The sequence below is a fragment of the Klebsiella sp. MPUS7 genome (assembly GCF_009905335.1).
Taxonomy (GTDB): Bacteria; Pseudomonadota; Gammaproteobacteria; order Enterobacterales; family Enterobacteriaceae; genus Klebsiella; species Klebsiella grimontii.
In genome coordinates this window covers 2,890,734-2,910,367 of sequence record NZ_CP047604.1, presented here as the reverse complement: position 1 = coordinate 2,910,367, position 19,634 = coordinate 2,890,734, and the positions used below count along the sequence as shown (strand labels likewise).

The window sequence follows — 19,634 nt, the reverse complement described above, 5'->3', positions numbered from 1 at the left end:
AGACTCCTTAGTGCTTTTCCAGCCACGCGCCGTAGAACGACGGGCGGCCTACCGCTTCAAAACTAACGCCCTTAACCCACGGCGCGCCGGCAAAGACCTGCGGTTCTTCAAAAATCGGGATTAGGTAGGCGTTATCCAGCAGATAGCGCTGGGCGTCGCCGGTCAGCTGGAGGCGTTTTTGCGGTTCGACTTCGGCTGAAATCGCGGTCAGCAGCGCGTTGAGCTTATCGTCGCGGAAGCTTTGCACTTTGTCGCTGGAGCCGCCTTTTTGCAGCAGCGCGTCGCGGTTAGTGGGGAAGAACATGCTCTTAACCACATCCGGGTCGGCGCGGCCCACTTCCGACACGGTGAGCGGCGTTTTTAACGGGTCGAGGCTATCCAGCGTACGGCTACCGGCATCACCGGCTTTGACCGCCAGCGCAACGCCGACCTGACGCCACTGCTGGGCGATAAGCTGGAGCACCTCTTTGTTTTGCGGCTGGGGCAGGGATTCATAGACGGTTAACGCCAGCCGCTGGCCATCTTTGACCCGTATACCGTCGGCGGCCGGTTTCCAGCCCGCCTCATCCAGCAGCTGTTTCGCTTTGGCCGGATCGAAAGCCAGCCTGTCGCTGAGGTTAACGTATCCGGCCGCGCTACTGGCGACGACGGAGGTGGCCTGCGGATAGTTGGCGGAGAACAGGGTTTCGACCACCTGTTTCGCGTCGGTGGCGTGCAGTAGCGCCTGGCGGACGCGCAGGTCGGCAACCAGCGGGTTATCGGGGCGGAAGCTGAGGCTGTCGTTGACGCCGCGCGTCGGAGCAGCATAGATTTTAAAGCCTGCATCGGTGGCCTGCTTTTCATCGTAGGCCTGCACCTGGCGGATAAAATCGGCCTGGCCCGCCAGCAGCGCGCCAATACGCACGCCATCCTCCGGGGTGACGATATAGGTTATGCCGTCGAGATTGGCCGGTCCCTGCTGGGCGAGACTTTTTGGCCCCCATTGATAATCTTTACGCGCGACCAGCGTGAGTTCACGCCCCGGTTTTTCATCTTTAACCGTAAAAGGGCCGGAACCAATAATATGGCGGGCGTCGCCCAGCTCTTCAAAATTACGCGCCAGGGTGCTGAGGGAAACCAGCCCGGAGCCGATGGTCGCGGTGCCCTGCAGAAATCCCGGCGAGGGCTTTTTAAAGTAGAATTTTACCGTCAGCGGATCGATGACTTCGCTGCGATCGTAATTATTAATCACCTCGGAAACGGGCAGGCGGCGCGCTTTATTCCCAAGCCCGTAGGTATCAAAGTTTTTGGCAACCGCATTGGCGTCAAGCGGGGTTCCATCCGAGAAGGTGACGCCAGGGCGAATCTTAAAGATATATTCTGTTTTATCGGCGTTAACGCTCCAGCTTTCGGCAATCCAGGGTTCGACTTGTAGAGTTTCGGGATTTTGCCAGGTTAACTTATCGGTTATTTGATTCAGGATACCGCCGTTGGGATAGAACCCGCCAGCTGGCGGATAAAGATTAGTATGCGGCTGCTGCTCAAGATAAATTAACGTGCCGCCTTTAACCGGCGTATCGGCGGCCCACGCGGAAAAGGCGCCGCTTAAAAAAAGTGCCGCCAGCGCGGGCAGGCGAAAACGGGTGTGCATGGTGAATTCCTTTGTTATCTATTGTTTGGCCATCATCGGGCGCGCGTTTTAACAAAGGAAGTGAGGATTTGCGCTAAGCATTTGCATAAAAAGCATTTATACCCGCCACATTTGATGCCGGGCCGGGGATATCTTTGTTGCCATTCAGGGTGACAGATTTCGTCCGTTAGCCGGTTCGATTTTTGGGGGCTGGTATTCGCATGTGTTTCAGCTAACTCTCAAGCTGGATAATTTAATGACGGAGAGATATTAGCACGCTGGGGACGATCGCTCTGATTCCGCTGGTACCGCTATTTCCGCTGGTGATGATGTACGGTTGCGCGACGGGGCCGCGCGTGTAAAGGGGAAATAAACCTCTCCCGCTGCGGGGAGAGGTCCGACGATTAGCGGCGGAAATCAATGACCATACGGCCGCGAATCTGCCCCTGTTCCATCTCTTTAAAGATCGCGTTGATATCGCCCAGCGGGCGCAGGGTGACTTTTGGTACGACTTTACCTTCCGCGGCGAACTGGAAGGCTTCGGTCAGATCCTGACGGGTGCCGACCAGTGAACCGACCACTTCGATACCGTCGAGGACCAGACGCGGAATGTCCAGGCTCATTGCTTCCGGGGGCAAGCCTACCGCCACCACGCGTCCACCGGCGCGAACCGCGTCTACCGCTGAGTTGAACGCCGCTTTCGCGACGGCGGTGACCACTGCGGCATGCGCGCCGCCGGTTTTCTCGTGAATGATTTTGGCCGCGTCTTCGCTGCGTGAGTTGATGGTCAGGTCCGCGCCCATTTCCGCGGCCAGCTTCAGCTGTTCATCGTTAACGTCAAGGGCGATCACTTTGGCGTTAAACACGTTTTTGGCGTACTGCAGCGCCAGGTTGCCGAGGCCGCCGAGGCCATAGATGGCGATCCACTGGCCGGGTTTGATATGGGAGACTTTTACCGCTTTATAGGTCGTCACGCCCGCGCAGGTGATGCTGCTGGCCGCCGCTGAATCCAGCCCGTCCGGCACTTTGACCGCATAATCGGCCATGACGATGCACTCTTCCGCCATACCGCCATCGACGGTATAGCCGGCGTTTTTCACCGAGCGACACAGCGTTTCATTGCCGCTGTTACAATATTCACAATGCCCGCAGCCTTCGAAGAACCATGCGACGCTGGCGCGATCGCCCGGTTTCAGAGAATGCACGCCGGGGCCGACCTGCTGTACGACGCCCACGCCTTCATGGCCCAGAATGACCCCGGTTTTATCGCCAAAATCGCCGTTCTTAACGTGCAGGTCGGTGTGGCATACGCCGCAGCAATCCATTTTTAATAGGGCTTCGCCATATTGCAGTGGACGAAGCGTTTTTTCCGTAACATTGACCTGATGATCTTGCGTGACGACAGCAGCTTTCATTCTGTTCTCCTTATTGAACATAAGCGTATTAACACAGTTTTGTTTTTTACGCATGTTAAGGTTTAGCTTAAATCATCACAAAATCAAGGGAATAATTGCTGTTCCTTGCTGGGGTGAGTTTTATGTGCCGTTTTTTTAATCAGATTTATTAATGAAATTCTCGTCACATTACCGTCATCGTTACGTCATGCACGCTTCATTTGCGGCCTCTATCGTTCTGTTTTTCAATTCTTATAACGAAAGAGCGACACGACAATGCATCTGGTGAAAACCCTCCTTGCCGCAGGCCTTCTGCTTTCCGCTACCGCCGAGGCGCAGAACGTGCTGGATTTCCCGCAGCCGAAAAACAATCCTGAAGAGTTTTATGCGGTGACCGAAATTCCCGCTGGCGGGATTATCAAATATGAAACCGACGCCAAAACCGGCTTTCTGATCGCCGATCGTTTTCAGTCAATGCCGGTGGCCTATCCGGCTAACTACGGCTCGCTGACCCAATCCCTGGCAGGGGATGGCGATCCGCTGGACGTGGTGTTTTACACCCGTGCGCCGATGGCGCCGGGAACGCTGATTAAGCTGCGCGCGATTGGCGTGCTGAAGATGATTGATGGCGGCGAGAAGGACGACAAAATCATTGCCGTTCCGGCCAGCAAAATCGACCCAACCTACGATGAGATCAACACGATCGGCGATCTGCCGAAAATTGAGCAGGAGCGTTTGCAGGCTTTCTTCCGCGTTTACAAACAGCTGCCGGAAGGGCGTAAAAAAGTGGAGCTGAACGGCTTTAATGATGCCGCCGCCGCGAAGCAGGAAATTAAAGCGGCATGGGATGGCTGGAAAGCAAATAATGCGCAATAAGCGTAAAAACAGGCATCGCCCGGTGCCTGTCGCTTTTTCTTCGCCTTATTGTCCGCAGAACGAGGCAATACGCTACGAAAGCGCCGATGACCCCCGATTTGATGCTAACGCGGGCGGATGACCGGAAAGCCCAGGGCATTGACACGTATGTCCTGAAGATGGTTGTATTATGCAACCATTTGCGACCAGGCTGACTGACCATGACCTCATCCCCGCTTATTGATGAAATTCGCACCGCATCGCGCCTGATGGTGCGGGAGCTTGGCTTTATGAGCGCGACGCTGGCCGCCACGGACTATTCACCTTCCGCCGTGCACACCTTACTGGAAATATCGCTGCGCGGGGCGATGACCGCCGCGCAGCTGGTGCAGATTCTGGGGCTCGAAAAATCGAGCGTTAGCCGAATGCTCGCCCGCCTGGTTACCGCCGGCGAGCTCCAGGAAATACCCTCCGCCGGCGACGGGCGTTTTAAGCAGCTTGCGTTAACGGCCAAAGGCGCGGCGACGGTGGCAAAAGTTAACGCCTATGGCGCAATGCGGGTGGTCAACGCGCTGGCGCACCTGAGCGACGAGCAGAAACAAGGTGTTGCTCAGGGCCTCACCGACTGGGCCTGGGCGCTGGAAAAATGTCGCGACGTTGAGGCGACCGCCGCGAAACAGGCGATTGCTATCGTTACCGGCTATCGTCCGGGAATGATTGGCCGCATTGCGCAGATGCACGGCGAGTACTATGCGAAGCACTACGGATTTGGTCACTTTTTCGAGAGCAAAGTGGCCAGCGGGCTGGCGGAGTTTTCCGGTCGTCTTGATAAACCGCGCAATCAGGTTTGGCTTGCCGTGCAGGGCGAGCAGATTGTCGGGTCGGTGGCGATTGACGGCGAAGATCTCGGTAACAATCAAGCGCATCTGCGCTGGTTTATTCTCGACGATAGCTGTCGGGGAAGCGGTATTGGCCGCCGTCTGCTGAATGAAGCGTTGGCTTTTTGCGATAGCCAGGGTTTTGCTGCGGTGCAGCTGTGGACCTTCAGCGGGCTGAACGCCGCCCGCAGGCTATATGAATCCTTCGGCTTCACGCTGCATAAAGAGTGGCAGGGGGATCAGTGGGGGCGGATGATGACCGAGCAGCAGTTTAGCCGGCAGCAGGCCCGCGCTGAATAATCTCCCGGCGCGAATCGCCGCGCCGGGAGAACAGCATTTAGCTTAATTTCGTATTGATCGTCGTCATCTCCTTACGCCACTGCGCCTGCAGCTGCGGTTTTTGATGTTTTGGCTTGCGCGCCAGATCGTCGGCCAGCAGCTGCTCAAGCGTGATTAACCGCTCCAGCAGCGCATCATGATCGTCCTCTGCTTCGCGGCTGTTCACCGTTGTTTCCTCGATGAGCGGACGGCGGACGGCGGCGCGTAAAACGTCATACACCTCGTCGGCGCTTTGCCATTCGCTCAGCCCGCGCTCGTCGATAAGCCAGAAGCGATTGCAGCTGTGGTTGATGAGCTCGCGATCGTGGCTGACCAGCAGCAGGCCGCCGGGGTAGTCGTTCAGCGTCGCCGCCAGCGCCGTTTTGCCATCCATATCTAAATGGTTGGTGGGCTCATCCAGCAGCAGCAGGCTATAGCGGGCCAGTGACAGGCCGACGAACAGCAGGCGCGAACGCTCGCCGCCGCTTAAGGTGGCGACCTTTTGCCCGTGACGCGCCCAGATAAATCCGGCGGAGATCAGCGCCCGCCGGCGCGTTTCCGCCGCTGGTTCAAAGGGCTCCAGCGCGTCGAGAAGGGTGTCGCCATCCGCCAGCTGATGCAGGGTCTGGTCGTAGTAACCGGGCTTCAGCCGCGGATGCAAACGCAGACCGGGATCCGTCGTTTCCTGCTGCATTTGCCGCCACAGCAGACGCAGCAGCGAAGACTTGCCGCAGCCGTTACGCCCCATCACCGCCACCCGATCGCCGCTTTTCAGGCGCGCCAGGCCCGCGGTGAACAGGGCCGGCAGACCCGGCGCGGGCGGAACGGGGAGCTGTTCCATCTCCAGCAGTCGGTCAGCCCGCAGCATGTCGCCGCGCAGCGCCAGCCGCCAGGGCGTTCCATCGGTGAGCTCGGTTTGGCTCTCCTTCAGGCGCTGAACCTGCTTTTCCATCTGCTTGGCTTTGCGCGAGAGATCTTCGTTATCATACGTCCGGCCCCAGATGGCCAGCCGTTTAGCGCTGGCGGCGACCCGGTCGATCTCCTTTTGCTCCGCTTTATGGCGCAGCGCGTCGCTGGCGTCCTGGGCTTCCAGCGCCTGACGGGCGGCGCTGCAGGGCAGGGAGAAGGCGTGCAGGGTTCTGTCGCGCAGGATCCAACTGGCATTAGTTACAGCATCCAATAGGATATTATCATGCGACACCAGAACGAAGCTCCCCTGCCAGGTCTGCAAGAAGCTTTCCAGCCACAGGAGGGTCGGCAGGTCGAGGTGGTTTCCCGGCTCATCCAGCAGCAGGAGATCCGGTTGCTGGATCAGCGCTCTGGCAAGCAGCAGTCGGGTGTGCTGACCGCCGCTAAGCGTCGACGCCCGCTGCAGGACCTCATCTGGCGTAAAACCCATCTCCGCCAGCAGCCTTTCCGCTTGCCAGCGCTGGCTCTCACGCTCAAGGACGGGAAGTTTCGCCAATACCGCCTGCAGCAGAGGCTGCGCTAACAGCGTATCGGGTAGATGCTGTTCCACTCGCGCCATCAGACAGTGATTGGCCTGCGCCACGCTACCCGAATTGGGCACGATCGTGCCGTCCAGCACCTGTAGCAGAGTACTTTTTCCGCAGCCGTTGTAGCCAATCAGGCCAATACGGTCGCCTTTTTTCAGGGTAAAGGAGAGGTTTGTGAACAGCGGGCCAAACGCCGTATCAACATGAAGAGATTGTGCAGTTAGTAATGTGCTCATTGGGAACTTACTCAAGAGTTACAGGCATGTGAATGCCTCGTCAAACATCGCTGACGATAACCCGGTAAGCCCGAGGGAAGGGAGTTAGTCTTTGGTTTCTTCGCTCAAGCTGAAGTTATCGCAGCACGATACCGATAACGCTTGAGCTGGTGCGATCGCCAAATGCACGTGAAAAAAACATTTCACAGTACGACATGGGATCCTCCTTTTCTATTCAGTTAGTTGATGGGTGCTGGCAGTGTAGAGGGAGAAGAGCGTTTTGGCTAGCTGAAGAACAGAAAAAGGCCTGCAAAGCAGGCCCGTTATACAGCTGATTTTCCGGTTAAATCGACGTCCGGCGGTAGCTGCGGTACTCCGGCTGCCAGAAGTTATCGGCAATCGCCTGCAGCAGCGCTTCAGCTGAGGTTTTCACCGCCACGCCTTGTTCCTGCGCCACCTTACCGACCGCGAAGGCAATCGCCCGCGAGACGGTCTGGATATCCTTCAGCTCCGGCAGGACCGGGCCTTCACCGTTATTCACCAGCGGCGAGTGTTTCGCCAGGGTTTCGCTGGCGGCCATCAGCATCTCATCGGTCACGCGCGACGCGCCCGAAGCGATCACGCCGAGGCCAATTCCCGGGAAGATATAGGAGTTATTGCACTGGGCGATAACGTACTGTTTGCCTTTGAGCGTGACCGGGGCGAACGGGCTGCCGGTAGCAACCAGCGCCGCGCCGTCGGTCCAGCTGAGGATATTTTGCGGCGTGGCTTCCACCCGGGAGGTCGGGTTGGACAGCGGCATGACGATTGGCCGCGGGCAGTGCTTATGCATCTCGCGGATAATCTCTTCGGTGAACAGACCCGGCTGGCCGGAAACGCCGATCAGGATGTCCGGTTTGACGTTGCGTACCACGTCAAGTAGCGACAGCACATCATTCGTGGTGTCCCACGCTTGCAGATGCTCACGCTTTTGCACCAGTTTGCTCTGGAACGGCAGCAGGTTCGGCATGGCGTCGGTCAGCAGGCCGAAACGGTCAACCATAAACACGCGCTTGCGGGCTTCCTCTTCGCTTAACCCTTCGCGCTGGATCTGGGCGACGATCTGCTCGGCGATACCGCAGCCCGCGGAGCCGGCGCCGAGGAAGACAATTTTCTGCTCGCTCAGCTGGCTGCCCGCGCCGCGGCTGGCGGCGATCAGCGTACCGACGGTGACCGAAGCGGTGCCCTGGATATCATCGTTAAAAGAGCATACCTCGTGGCGATAGCGGTTGAGCAGCGGCATGGCGTTTTTCTGCGCGAAGTCTTCGAACTGCAGCAGCACGTCCGGCCAGCGGGCTTTAATCGCCTGGATAACGTCGTCGACAAACTGATAGTACTCGTCGTCGGTAATACGCGGGTGACGCCAGCCCATATACAGCGGATCGTCCAGCAGCTGCTGGTTGTTGGTACCGACGTCCAGCACTACCGGCAGCGTGTAGGCCGGGCTGATACCGCCGCAGGTGGTATACAGCGACAGTTTACCGATCGGAATGCCCATCCCGCCGATACCCTGGTCACCGAGGCCGAGAATACGTTCGCCGTCGGTCATCACGATCACCTTGACGTTGTGGTTCGGCACGTTTTGCAGAATATCGTCGAGGTTATTGCGGTTCTGATAAGAGATAAACACGCCGCGGGCGCGACGATAGATCTCAGAAAAGCGTTCACAGGCGGCGCCGACGGTCGGGGTATAGATAACCGGCATCATCTCTTCGAGATGGTTGCCGACCAGACGGTAGAACAGCGTTTCGTTAGTATCCTGGATGTTGCGCAGATAAATGTGTTTGTCGATCTCGGTTTTAAATCCCTGGTACTGGATCCACGCGCGTTCGGCCTGCTCTTCAATGGTTTCGACCACTTCCGGCAGCAGACCCAGCAGGTTGAAGCTGCTGCGCTCTTCCATGCTGAAGGCGCTACCTTTGTTGAGCAGCGGAAATTCAAGCAGCACGGGGCCGGCGTAAGGGATGTAAAGAGAGCGGTTTTTCTTATGGGTGAATTGCATCGCACTAACTCCTTGATAATCGCTTCAGCCCGGGCGCGGCGACAGGCGGGGGGCTGGCAGGGAATGGCAGCGTGCAGAGTATAAGGCAGATGGCATCAAAGGAGAGTAAACAAGAGGACGATAGCGTTAAAAAAACACCATCCTGTGGAAAGGACGGTGTTTTTATCATCATTCAGCTGAAAAGTTAGCCACCGCGGCGTTTGCGGCCGGTGGCGCGAACATGGTTAACCGTGGTTTCCGCATCGCCCTCCAGCAGCACTTTTTTCTGCTGAGAAAGCTTGTAGTTCAGACCGAGAAGATGACGTGCCTGTTGGTTCGATTTCATTCTTACTCCTTTATCCTGTGTCGGTTTCAAGGACAAGCCCGACGGGTGTCGGACGAAATTTAACCCTTAAGTACGCCGCTCATTTTTAGCGCGGCGATAATCAGCGTGGCCCATTTTGCCGGGATTAGCAACGTTGCGGCGGCAGATTAAGAACAGTCTCTTCAGCGGACCGCGGTTTGTCGGCCGGATAAGGCCTCAGCCGCCATCCGGCCGACATACCCGCGCGATAGCCGGAATTACCACTTCATTTCGCCGGTATTCACCCTGGCGCTTAGATCCAGCGAACTCTCTTCCGCCAGTCCCGGCCAGCGCTGTTTCATCGCCTTGATCACGCCGGCGGAATCTTTGTGCGCGTTGAGCGCCTGCTCAAATTGGGTCAGATAGTCGCGAGTAAAGGTAATCGCGCGGTCGCCTGCGGGCGGCGTACCCAGGTAATGGCCGGGGATCACCTGCTGCGGATGCAGCGCGGCCATCTCATCGAGCGTATTGATCCACTGCTGGCGGCTTTCGACGCTCTGGGTGTCCGCGGTCCAGACGTGCATCCCCCACGCCACGCCGGTGCCGCCAAGAATGGCTTTATTCGCCGGGATCCACACATAGGCGGCGTAATTTTGCGGCTGGCGGATCTCCACTTTTTCGCCGTCGATGGAGAAGGTATTGGTCGTCAGCGCTTGCGGGACGTAAACCTGCTTCGGCGCGCCGTCCTTCATCTGCGGGCCCCAGTAGGCCAATTTGGCCTCCTTGGTGGCGTTAATATGTTTAACCACTTCCGCGGTCGCCACCACTTTGGCGTCCGGGAAGGCCTTCACCAGCGGCTCGAGGCCGAAGTAGAAATCCGGATCGCCGGAAGTGATCACGATGCGGGTCAGTTTTTTACCGCTTTTCTGAATCATTTCAACCAGCTTCTCGCCATCTTTAACGCTGAACTGGGCATCGAAAAGCACCGCTTCATGCGGGCCGGAGGCGAGGGTGGAGTTCACTGCGAAAATGGCGTTTTCCTGCGGGTTGTAGGTTTGCAGCGTTAAAGGGGCGGCCAGAACGGAAGTACTGAACAGCGCGGTCGCGATAGCCAGGGCAGATAATTTCATATTCATTTTCTCTTGGTCAGGTGAATGAGCGCTATTTTACGGATTTCCTGATTTGCGAAAATTCCTGAAAAAAGAGATGCTGAGTTTCATAAAACGTGCAGATGGAAATCAGTTATGGATCGGGTAATCGCCGCGCAGGTGTATATGCGCATTTGTGAACTGGGGAGTTTAAGCGCCGCCGCGCGCGCGCTGGGGATGTCGCGCCCGATGGTCAGCCGCTATCTGGAGCAGATGGAGCAGTGGGCCGGTACTCGACTGGTCCACCGTTCCACCCGCAAACTGACCTTAACGGCCGCCGGTGAAAAGGTGCTGCAAAAAACGCGCACCCTGACGCAGCTCTCGGATGAGATCGCCGGGCAAAGCGAGCGCGCGATCCCCAGCGGGACCCTGCGCGTCGCCTGCGCGCACTTCACCGCCATGCAGCTTATTTCTCCGCTGTTACCCGATTTTCTCGCCCGCTATCCGCAGCTGCGCCTGGAGCTGGATATCAATAATCACCCGGTGAGCCTGATTAGCGAGCGTATCGACGTGGCGATACGGATCACCGATAACCCGGAACCGGGGGCTATCGCCCGCCGCCTTGGCGTATGCCGTTCGGTGCTCTGCGCTTCGCCGCGCTGGCTGCAGCAGAACGGCCCTCTGCAATCGCCAGAAGATCTCGCCCGCCACAACTGTCTGCACTACAGCCATTTTGCCAGCCAGACGTGGCAGTTTAGCGACCCCGACGGCGAAAGCGTAGCGGTGGCGGTTTCCGGCAACCTTAGCGCCGGGATCTCTTCGCTGCTAATGGAGGCGGCGGTCGCCGGCTGCGGCATCGCGATGCTGCCGGAGCTGGAGGCGCAGCGGGCGCTTAACGGCGGGGCGCTGAAACAGGTGTTGCCGGCCTGGCGGCCAAAACCGTTAAGCGTGTATGGGATTTACCTCTCCAGGGACTACCAGCCGAGCGCGCTGCCGCTGTTTCTTGGCGAGATTCAGCAGCTACTGGCGCAAACTCACGATATAAAAGGAAACCTATGATGATAGTGCTTCGCCCCATGCGTAATGAAGAGTATCCCGCTTATCTCGACTATTTTATCCCCGACTACGCGGCGGAAATCTCGGCCAATTATGCGCTTTCGCCGGCGGCCGCTTTAGCCCAGGCGCAGCGCGAAATCGCCGCGGATCTGCCTGACGGCGTCAATACCTGCGGCCAGGTTTTATGCTGCTTATTCGATGACAGCGACGGAGCAGAAAAGCGGGTCGGCTATCTCTGGTACAAGCCGGATGAAGAAATGCGCTCCGCCTTTATCTGCGATTTTTATATTTATCCGGCATTGCAGGGGCAAGGGTTGGGTAAACAAGCAATGGCGGCTTTTGAGCATGCGCTGAAAAGCCAGGGCATCAGCCAAGTTAAGCTGCGCGTCGCCGGGGATAACCCGCGCGCCCGCCATCTCTACGACGCCGCGGGTTTCCGCGTGACCGGCGTTAATATGAGTAAAAATATCCCGACGGATTGATCTGAAAAACGCCGCGCGCCGCCCAAATGCGTAAGGGGGTTCTATACTTAACCCTTTAATGTCAAAAAGGAGCGATATTATGGCAATCCATAAGAAAGGTCAGGCGCATTGGGAAGGGGATCTGAAAAGCGGTAAAGGAACCGTCTCTACCGAGAGCGGCGCGCTGAACCAGCAGCCTTATGGTTTTAACACCCGTTTCGAAGGCGTGAAGGGGACCAACCCGGAAGAGCTGATCGGGGCCGCACATGCCGCCTGTTTCTCCATGGCGCTATCGCTGATGCTGAGCGAAGAGGGCTACACCGCCACCTCCATTGATACCGTGGCGGTGGTGACGCTGGATAAATCCGGCGGCGGCTTTGCCATCACCCAAATCGCGCTGCAGAGCAAAATCGTGCTGCCAGGCATCGAAGCCGATGCGTTTGACGGGATCATTCAAAAAGCCAAAGCCGGTTGCCCGGTGTCGCAGGTCCTGAACGCAGAGATAAGCCTCGACTACCAGCTTAATCCTTAATCTCACTGGCGCCCGCCGTCGGCGGGCGCTCCTGCCTTGAAAGCCATCGTTGGCAAATGCCCCCGGCGTGAATTAATGCTATCTTTGCCGCTCACGGAAAAGAGCAGGTAGGGTAATGATCGGCATACGTAAAACCATTGAGGCTCAGGTTCTGGGCTTAACCGGGATAGCGCTAAAAGAGATCGATTTTGAGCATCCCAAAGGGGAACCGGGGCTATTTGGCCCGCAATCGGCGATCTGGCAGGTTCACGGCGATTTTACCTCCATGCTCTGCGGCGGCGTCAGCGCGCTGCTGTTACAGATGCTGCATCCTCTGGCGTTGGCGGGGGTCTGGGATCACTCAAACTTCCGTGAGGATATCTTCGGCCGCCTGCGCCGCACCAGCCAGTTTATTTCCGCCACCACCTTTGGTACCACCGCCGACGCCGAACGGCTGATCGCAAAAGTGCAGGGGATCCACCTGCGGGTCAGCGGCCGGGATAAAGACGGCACGCCGTATCAGGCCAGCGATCCGCACTTGCTGACCTGGGTCCACGTCGCCGAATGCAGCAGCTTTATGGCCTCGCATCTGCGCTATAAACGTACCGTGGTGAGCCCCGCCCGCCAGGAGCAGTATTATCAGGAAGCCGCCGAAATTGCCCGCCGCCTTGGCGCTCGGGATATCCCGGTGACGCCGCGGCAGGTTGCCGACTATCTGCAGGATATGCGCCCGGTGCTGCGCTGCGATGAGCGAACGCAGGAAGTGGCCGACGTACTGCTGTCGACCCGCCTGCCCGGTCGCCTGAGCCAGCCGGTTGGGCGAATGATGATGTGCGCCGGAATTGATCTGCTGCCGCCGTGGGCGCAGGAGATGCTCAATTTACCGCTGAGCGCAACGCAGCGCCACAGCGCGCGGATAGCGGTGCACGGCGTCGCTCGCGTACTGCGCGCGTCGGTGCGCAACGGCGCTTATCACTGCGCCATGCGCCGGATGAATCAATTTTAATTATTCAGGCTGCGTTTTACCCGGGAATATAGCCATGGCTATTATTGTCATGGCTATATTTTTTAAAAACAAACTATTCTCATTTATATATTTAGCGATGGTAAAAATAATTAAATCTTCTCTTAACGGCGGCGAATTATTCAGGAAAAATTAAGCCGAAGCGCGTACGTTATTTATTTTTTTACGGAGAAGCGAACATGAGCGGGATGACTGATGAGAATCGGCGTTCTCAGGTTGCGCGTAAAACGACGCTGGTCAGCGTGGTGGTCAACCTTTTTTTATCCAGCGCTCAGGTGCTGGCGGGCGTGTTTTGCGGATCGCAAGGACTCATTGCCGATGGTATCCATTCTCTTTCCGATTTAGTCGCCGATTTTGTCGTGCTGCTGGCGAATAAAAAAAGCCGCCAGCCTTCTGATGACGATCACCCCTACGGGCACTGGCGCTATGAAAACGGCGCTTCCCTGGCGATTGGCGCGCTGCTGTTACTGGTTGGCGCGGGGATGCTGTGGTCCGCCTGCGGCAAGCTGTGGCATCCGGAGTCTATCCAGAATGTGCATATTACCGCGCTGTGGGTGGCGCTCGCCGCGCTGGTCGCCAAAGAGATTTTATTCCGTTATATGCTAAGGGCGGCTAAGCAAATCCACTCTTCAATGCTGATTGCCAACGCGTGGCACGCCCGCTCAGACGCCGCGTCTTCGGTAGTCGTTGCGGTCGGCATCATCGGTAATCTGGCCGGTTTCGCGTGGCTTGACCCGGTCGCCGCGCTGGTCGTCGGCGCGCTGGTCACCCGCATGGGCTATACCTTTTCGTCTGACGCCCTGCATGACTTAATGGATCGCTCAGTGGACCGCGATACCGAGCAGCAGATAACCGCCACCATTCTGGCGACGCCCGGCGTTGCGGCGCTGCATGACCTCAAAACCCGCCGTGCCGGAGATTTCATTCTGGTCGATGTGCACATTGAAGTACCGGGAAATTTATCGGTTGCGCAAGGGCACGATATTGCGCTGACGGCGCGCTCGCGAGTACTAAATAGCCATAACGTTATGCATATGATGATTCATATCGACCCTTGTCGCGCGGAAATAGCCGCAATGAATACGTAGTTTATTCCCCAGAAACCTAAAGGATTTTATTATTCTGCGGACAATATTGCCTGGCAAATAAAAAAGGACCATAATTCAGCGGCTATTCTTTCATCGCTGATTAATAGCAGGTTGACGCATTGTCGTGTTTTTAAACAATATAAAAAGCCAATCGGCTAATAGAAAATATCTATTGCCCGTGCGAAATTTCAGGAAGTAATACAATGATTATCCGGCCAGAACAACACTGGTTTCTTCGTCTGTTTGACTGGCACGGCTCGGTGCTGTCAAAAATCGTCTTTCGCCTGCTGCTTAATCTGCTGATGTCGATTATCGCCATCATCAGCTATCAATGGTACGAGCAACTGGGGATCCATCTTACCGTTGCGCCGTTTAGCCTGCTGGGGATTGCCATTGCCATTTTTCTCGGTTTTCGAAACAGCGCCGGGTACAACCGCTTTGTTGAAGCGCGCAATCTGTGGGGAACGGTACTGATTGCCCAGAGAACGCTGGTGCGCCAGCTGAAGAATATCCTGCCGATGGAAAGCGTATCCCATCAGCGGCTGGTGAGCTATCTGGTCGCGTTTAGCTGGAGCCTGAAGCATCAGCTGCGCAAGACGGACCCGAGCGCCGATTTAGCGCGTTTGCTGCCGCCGTCAGACGTGGCGGACATTCTCGCCAGCTCGATGCCCACCAATCGTATTCTGCTGCTGGCGGGGGATGAGCTGGGGCGTCTTCGCGCGGAGGGGAAGCTCAGCGATATCACCTTCAGCCTGATGGACAATAAGCTAGATGAGCTCGGTCATGCGCTGGGCGGCTGCGAGCGCCTCGCCAGCACGCCGGTCCCCTTTGCCTACACGCTTATTTTGCAGCGCACGGTTTACCTGTTCTGTACTCTGCTGCCGTTTGCCCTGGTCGGCGACCTGCACTATATGACGCCGTTCGTGTCGGTCTTTATCTCCTACACCTTTCTGTCATGGGATTCGCTGGCGGAAGAGCTGGAGGATCCGTTCGGTACCGCGGCCAATGATTTGCCGCTGAACGCGATGTGCAACACCATTGAGCGCAACCTGCTGGATATGACCGGGCAGCATCCTTTGCCGGCGCAACTTGAGCCGGATCGCTACTACAATCTGACCTAATTTGTATGTTTATTATTCGTTAAATAAGTTAAATCTAACGCGTGATAGATAACATTGATTATACAGTCTCGGCCCTGATTGTTATGCTTTCGTTAACAAAAATGCCCGTTACGCTGGCTGGTAGCGGGTGATAAGAATCACGCGGCGTTTCACCTGCTATCCGCCGCCGAAAGCGCATCAGGAGTGAACATGAGTAATAAAAGACGCGTCGTTCCCGGCGTCCATCCGTATGATGGCCCGGCGGGAGGCTGGGGTGCCTTAAAAGCCACCGCCATCGCCGTTCGTACGCAAATGGATGCGCTCGATGCCCCCGCGACGCTACTGCGAACCAATCAGCCGGATGGCTTTGATTGCCCCGGCTGCGCCTGGCCCGATAAAGAGCATAAATCCACGTTTCAGTTCTGCGAAAACGGCGCCAAAGCGGTGACCTGGGAGGCCACCAGCAAGCGGGTCACGGCAGAGTTTCTGGCGGCGAACAGCGTCACGTCGCTGCTGGCCCGGAGCGATTTCGAGCTGGAAGGCTACGGGCGTTTAACCCAGCCTCTGGCCTACAATAAGGCCAGCGACACCCTGCGTCCGGTGTCATGGGAAGCGGCGTTTACCCGCATTGGCGAAGTTCTTCGCACCCTGCAGCCCAATGAAGTGGAGTTCTACACCTCCGGGCGCGCCTCTAATGAAGTGGCCTGGCTGTTCCAGCTGTTTGCCCGCGAATACGGTACCAACAACTTTCCTGACTGCTCCAATATGTGCCACGAGTCGACCAGCGTCGGCCTGCCGCAGTCGATCGGCATCGGTAAAGGGACCGTCTCGCTTGATGACTTTGACAAAACCGAGCTGGTTATCTCTATCGGCCACAATCCCGGCACCAACCATCCGCGCATGATGGGTACGCTGCACGAACTGGCGCGTCGGGGCGTGCCGATTATCGTCTTCAACCCGTTAAAAGAGCGGGCGCTGGAGCGATTCGCCGATCCGCAGAACGTCATTGAGATGGCGACCTACAGCTCAACCAACATTGCATCGACCTACTTCCAGGTCAAAGCGGGCGGCGACGCGGCGGCGCTTAAGGGGATCGCGAAGGCGCTGTTAAGGCTTGAGGAGGAGCAGGGCGAGGTGCTGGATCGGACCTTTATCGATGAGCATACCCTGGGCTTTGCCGACTTTGCGCGGGATGTCGACGCGACGCCGTGGCCGGATATCGAACGCGAGTCGGGCCTGACGCGCGGCGATCTTGAACGGGTGGCGGCGGCTTACGCTAAATCTCACGCCACGATTATCACTTACGGCATGGGCATCACCCAGCATAACAAGGGCACTTCCAACGTACGCCTGATAGCTGACCTGCTGCTAATGCGCGGGAATATTGGCAAGCCGGGAGCCGGGATCTGCCCGCTGCGCGGCCACTCCAACGTCCAGGGCAACCGTACCGTCGGCATCACCGAAAAACCGAGCGCCCAGTTTCTCGCCAACCTGCAGCGGGTGTGTGGTTTTACGCCGCCGCAGGAGCACGGCCATGATGCGGTAAAAGCGCTGCAGGCGATGATTGACGGTGAATCGAAAGCGCTCATCTGCCTTGGCGGTAACTTCGCGGTGGCCATGCCGGATAGCGAACGGGCTTTTCCGGCGATGCGGGGGCTGGATCTGAGCGTCCATATTGGCACTAAGCTTAACCGCTCGCATCTTCTGGTGGCGAAAGAGACCTTTATCCTGCCGTGCCTTGGGAGAACCGAACTCGATATTCAGGAGACCGGACGCCAGTCGATCACCGTCGAAGATTCGATGTCGATGGTGCACGCGTCATCAGGCAAGCTGAAGCCCGGCTCGCCTGAGCTGCGCTCGGAACCGGCGATTGTCGCCGCAATGGCAACGGCGACGCTGCCGGAGAGCAAAATCGACTGGCAGTGGCTGGTCGCCGACTACGATCGGATCCGCGATCTGATTGAGCAGACCGTTCCCGGTTTTGACCAGTACAATCAGCGTATTCGCCATCCCGGCGGTTTTCGTATGCCGCTGCCGCCGACGGAGCGTATCTGGCCGACGCCGACCGGTAAAGCGATGTTCTCGGTTTTCCACGGCGTGCGCGAAAACCTACAGGTGGAAGGTAACGATGTGATGCGGCTGGTGACGCTGCGCAGCCACGATCAGTACAACACCACCATTTATGCCATGGACGATCGCTACCGCGGGGTGTTTGGCCGTCGCGACGTGCTGTTTATGAACGAGCAGGACATGGCGGAGCAGGGATTCGAGCATGGCGATCGGGTCGATATCAGCTCCGCGCTGCCGGGCCACCAGCAGCGGCTGGAAGATATCACGCTGGTCGCCTACAGCATCGCGCCGGGCACCGTTGCTGCCTACTACCCCGAAGCGAACGTGCTGGTCCCTCTCGATTATCTCGATAAAGAGAGCGGCACGCCGTCGTATAAATCGGCGCCCGTCCGTTTAACCCTGCGCTCGAAAGAGATCCGCCCGCTGGCGGGGCTGCGCTAAGCCGCCGTTTCGCCCACGGCGCGGATAGCGACGCGGGCGAACGGCTACCTTTGCGCCAGAATCAGCTTAATCCCCAGCCCGACAAAACCGGCGGCAAAGCTGACTCTCAGCCCCTGTAAAACCCTGGGGCGAGTCAGCACGTACCCGCGCATCGCCGCCGCAAAGGCGCCATAGAGCATAAAAACCAGCAGCGTCATCAGCATAAACATGGCGCTCAGGATCAGCATTTCCCGGACCGGCGAAGCCGAGCCGCGCTGCATAAACTGCGGCAGAAAGGCGAGAAAGAAGAGCGGCAGCTTGGGGTTAAGCAAATTGATCAGAATGGCGTGGCTGATGACCTGCCGCGGGTTGCGTTGCCCGACGCCTTCCACGCTCAGGCTGCCGCGCTGGGTCAGCGTGGCCCAGGCGAGGTACAGCAGCCAGGCGACGCCGGCGTACTTCACCAGTTCGAATGCGCCGGGCGTGCTGTGGAGGATGGCCGCCAGCCCGGTTATCGCCGCCAGCATATGCGGAATAATGCCCAGGGTGCAGCCGAAGGCCGCGGCAAAACTCATTCGTCTGCCCGCCGCCAGACCGGTGGCAATGGTGTACAGCGTCCCGGTGCCGGGAGCGATAACCACAATAAGCGAAGTCAAAAGAAACTCAGGGCTGATGAGCGCCATGATGTTATTCCTGATGTTGTGAATCGAGGCCCTGAGTATTTCGCAAAGCCGCGCGCCGGTATTGAACAAAATTGCACAACATCGGCTAGCGACTCGCCTGAACGAGCGCCTGATAGCTGCCCGGCGTGACGGCAAACTGTTTTTGAAACGCGCGGGTCAGATGGCTCTGATCGGCAAAGCCGGCCATGAACGCGGTATCGGCGGGGGAGTAACCTTCCGCCAGCAGACGGCGAGCCAGGCGTACGCGGGCCTGTACCAGGTAGGCGTGCGGCGTAATGCCGGTTTCACGGGCGAAGCCGCGGATCAGCTGAAAGCGGCTGAGACCGCAGAGGGTAGCCAGCGCGTCGAGAGAGATTTTTTCTTCCGGGGCGTCGTCGAGATATTGCCTGGCCAGCGCAATGGCGGGAGTGCCGATTTTGGCGGGCTGCCTGGCGCAAAGATGATATTGGCTCACCTGCATCAGGCAGAGCAGCAGCGCCTCTTCCACGGCGGTATCGTCGGGCGCGCTGGCGACGATCTCGCGAAACAGCCGCTGCATTTGCCCGCGCAGCTGCGGGTCGTCGACGACCGGACGCAGGAGGATCTCTTCGGCCTTCATCTCTCCCTGCAGTTCGTCGACAACGCGCTCAGGATCGAGATAGACCATCCGCCAGCTGCGTGGGCCCTCCAGCGGGATACCGTCGTGCATCTCCCCTGGATTAACCATAATGATATTTCCGGCGGCGGCTTCAACTTTGCCCAGATGGCTCCACGAACGCTGCGCGCCCTGAGTGAAAATCCCGATGCCGAACCGATCGTGGGAATGGCGCGAAAAGCTCTGTTCCGTGACTAACGATATGGCTTCCAGCCCCGGCATGGCTATCCGGTGCTGCTGAACGTGATGAAGGCGAGTTTTCAACGGTTTCTCCTGCCGGGGCATAGCATGAGTGTAGCCTCAGGTGCGCGGGACGAGCAACGGTCGACCGGCGCTTGAATTTCATCAACGCTGAACATAACATTTAGCTAACATTTTGCCTGCGGCGCGGGCAGCAGATTGCGCAAACA

At 57.7% G+C, this 19,634-nt stretch carries 17 protein-coding genes and 1 pseudogene; 10 read left to right on the top strand and 8 right to left on the bottom strand.

Annotated features, from left to right (window positions below; all coding sequences use genetic code 11):
* Positions 1-7: 7 nt before the first annotated feature.
* A complete protein-coding gene (locus tag GUC22_RS13565) occupies positions 8-1,630 on the bottom strand; it encodes a TIGR04028 family ABC transporter substrate-binding protein (protein ID WP_160183578.1) in 1,623 nt (540 codons plus the stop codon).
* 242 nt (positions 1,631-1,872) lie between these two features.
* Between GUC22_RS13565 and GUC22_RS27605 the strand changes: the two are divergent.
* Positions 1,873-1,971: pseudogene (locus GUC22_RS27605) on the top strand (hypothetical protein); the annotation flags it as partial.
* A gap of 42 nt (positions 1,972-2,013) precedes the next feature.
* Here GUC22_RS27605 and adhP read toward each other — a convergent pair.
* Positions 2,014-3,024, bottom strand: coding sequence for an alcohol dehydrogenase AdhP (gene adhP, locus GUC22_RS13560; protein ID WP_004138079.1), 1,011 nt, complete (start codon positions 3,022-3,024; stop codon positions 2,014-2,016).
* A 255-nt stretch (positions 3,025-3,279) separates the two neighbouring features.
* Between adhP and GUC22_RS13555 the strand changes: the two genes are divergently transcribed.
* Together GUC22_RS13555 and GUC22_RS13550 are read left to right on the top strand one after the other, a co-directional pair.
* Entirely contained in the window at positions 3,280-3,879 is a 600-nt protein-coding gene (locus GUC22_RS13555) for an inorganic diphosphatase (protein ID WP_131930027.1), read from the top strand.
* A 200-nt stretch (positions 3,880-4,079) separates the two neighbouring features.
* On the top strand, positions 4,080-5,036 hold the full coding sequence (locus tag GUC22_RS13550; RefSeq protein ID WP_064410666.1) for a bifunctional helix-turn-helix transcriptional regulator/GNAT family N-acetyltransferase: 957 nt from the start codon (positions 4,080-4,082) through the stop codon (positions 5,034-5,036).
* Between the two features lie 37 nt (positions 5,037-5,073).
* Here GUC22_RS13550 and GUC22_RS13545 read toward each other — a convergent pair whose 3' ends face one another.
* The 4 genes from GUC22_RS13545 to GUC22_RS13530 form a co-directional block, all read right to left on the bottom strand.
* Complete coding sequence (locus GUC22_RS13545) at positions 5,074-6,786, bottom strand: ABC-F family ATP-binding cassette domain-containing protein (RefSeq protein ID WP_102649829.1); 1,713 nt, start codon at positions 6,784-6,786, stop codon at positions 5,074-5,076.
* 322 nt (positions 6,787-7,108) lie between these two features.
* The gene (locus tag GUC22_RS13540) at positions 7,109-8,806 is read right to left on the bottom strand and encodes an NAD-dependent malic enzyme (RefSeq protein ID WP_004138070.1); all 1,698 of its coding nucleotides are present in this window, start codon (positions 8,804-8,806) and stop codon (positions 7,109-7,111) included.
* A gap of 184 nt (positions 8,807-8,990) precedes the next feature.
* The gene (sra, locus tag GUC22_RS13535) at positions 8,991-9,131 is read right to left on the bottom strand and encodes a stationary-phase-induced ribosome-associated protein (RefSeq protein ID WP_004101955.1); all 141 of its coding nucleotides are present in this window, start codon (positions 9,129-9,131) and stop codon (positions 8,991-8,993) included.
* A gap of 236 nt (positions 9,132-9,367) precedes the next feature.
* A complete protein-coding gene (locus GUC22_RS13530) occupies positions 9,368-10,219 on the bottom strand; it encodes a Vmh family MBL fold metallo-hydrolase (RefSeq protein WP_049103571.1) in 852 nt (283 codons plus the stop codon).
* 114 nt (positions 10,220-10,333) lie between these two features.
* Here GUC22_RS13530 and GUC22_RS13525 point away from each other — a divergent pair, with 114 nt between their 5' ends.
* From GUC22_RS13525 to GUC22_RS13495, 7 genes are all read left to right on the top strand, one after another.
* Positions 10,334-11,236, top strand: coding sequence for a LysR family transcriptional regulator (locus tag GUC22_RS13525; RefSeq protein ID WP_004138067.1), 903 nt, complete (start codon positions 10,334-10,336; stop codon positions 11,234-11,236).
* A complete protein-coding gene (locus GUC22_RS13520) occupies positions 11,236-11,715 on the top strand; it encodes a GNAT family N-acetyltransferase (protein ID WP_004138066.1) in 480 nt (159 codons plus the stop codon). The genes GUC22_RS13525 and GUC22_RS13520 overlap by 1 nt, the downstream gene beginning before the upstream one ends.
* A gap of 79 nt (positions 11,716-11,794) precedes the next feature.
* Positions 11,795-12,226 (top strand): OsmC family protein, encoded by a 432-nt coding sequence (locus GUC22_RS13515; RefSeq protein ID WP_004138064.1) that lies wholly within the window; start codon positions 11,795-11,797, stop codon positions 12,224-12,226.
* A gap of 115 nt (positions 12,227-12,341) precedes the next feature.
* Positions 12,342-13,211: an oxygenase MpaB family protein gene (locus tag GUC22_RS13510; RefSeq protein WP_160183577.1), complete on the top strand. Its 870-nt coding sequence runs from the start codon at positions 12,342-12,344 to the stop codon at positions 13,209-13,211.
* Between the two features lie 197 nt (positions 13,212-13,408).
* Complete coding sequence (locus GUC22_RS13505) at positions 13,409-14,317, top strand: cation diffusion facilitator family transporter (RefSeq protein ID WP_024358213.1); 909 nt, start codon at positions 13,409-13,411, stop codon at positions 14,315-14,317.
* 203 nt (positions 14,318-14,520) lie between these two features.
* On the top strand, positions 14,521-15,438 hold the full coding sequence (locus GUC22_RS13500; RefSeq protein WP_064410668.1) for a bestrophin family protein: 918 nt from the start codon (positions 14,521-14,523) through the stop codon (positions 15,436-15,438).
* A gap of 189 nt (positions 15,439-15,627) precedes the next feature.
* On the top strand, positions 15,628-17,928 hold the full coding sequence (locus tag GUC22_RS13495) for an FdhF/YdeP family oxidoreductase (protein WP_049090375.1): 2,301 nt from the start codon (positions 15,628-15,630) through the stop codon (positions 17,926-17,928).
* Between the two features lie 44 nt (positions 17,929-17,972).
* Here the strand turns inward: GUC22_RS13495 and GUC22_RS13490 are convergent, their stop codons facing one another.
* Together GUC22_RS13490 and GUC22_RS13485 are read right to left on the bottom strand one after the other, a co-directional pair.
* Positions 17,973-18,590 carry a LysE family translocator gene (locus tag GUC22_RS13490; RefSeq protein ID WP_049090376.1) on the bottom strand — a complete coding sequence of 206 codons (618 nt, stop codon included), beginning with the start codon at positions 18,588-18,590 and terminating at the stop codon, positions 17,973-17,975.
* A gap of 85 nt (positions 18,591-18,675) precedes the next feature.
* Positions 18,676-19,488 carry a helix-turn-helix transcriptional regulator gene (locus GUC22_RS13485; protein ID WP_064371757.1) on the bottom strand — a complete coding sequence of 271 codons (813 nt, stop codon included), beginning with the start codon at positions 19,486-19,488 and terminating at the stop codon, positions 18,676-18,678.
* Positions 19,489-19,634: the final 146 nt, after the last annotated feature.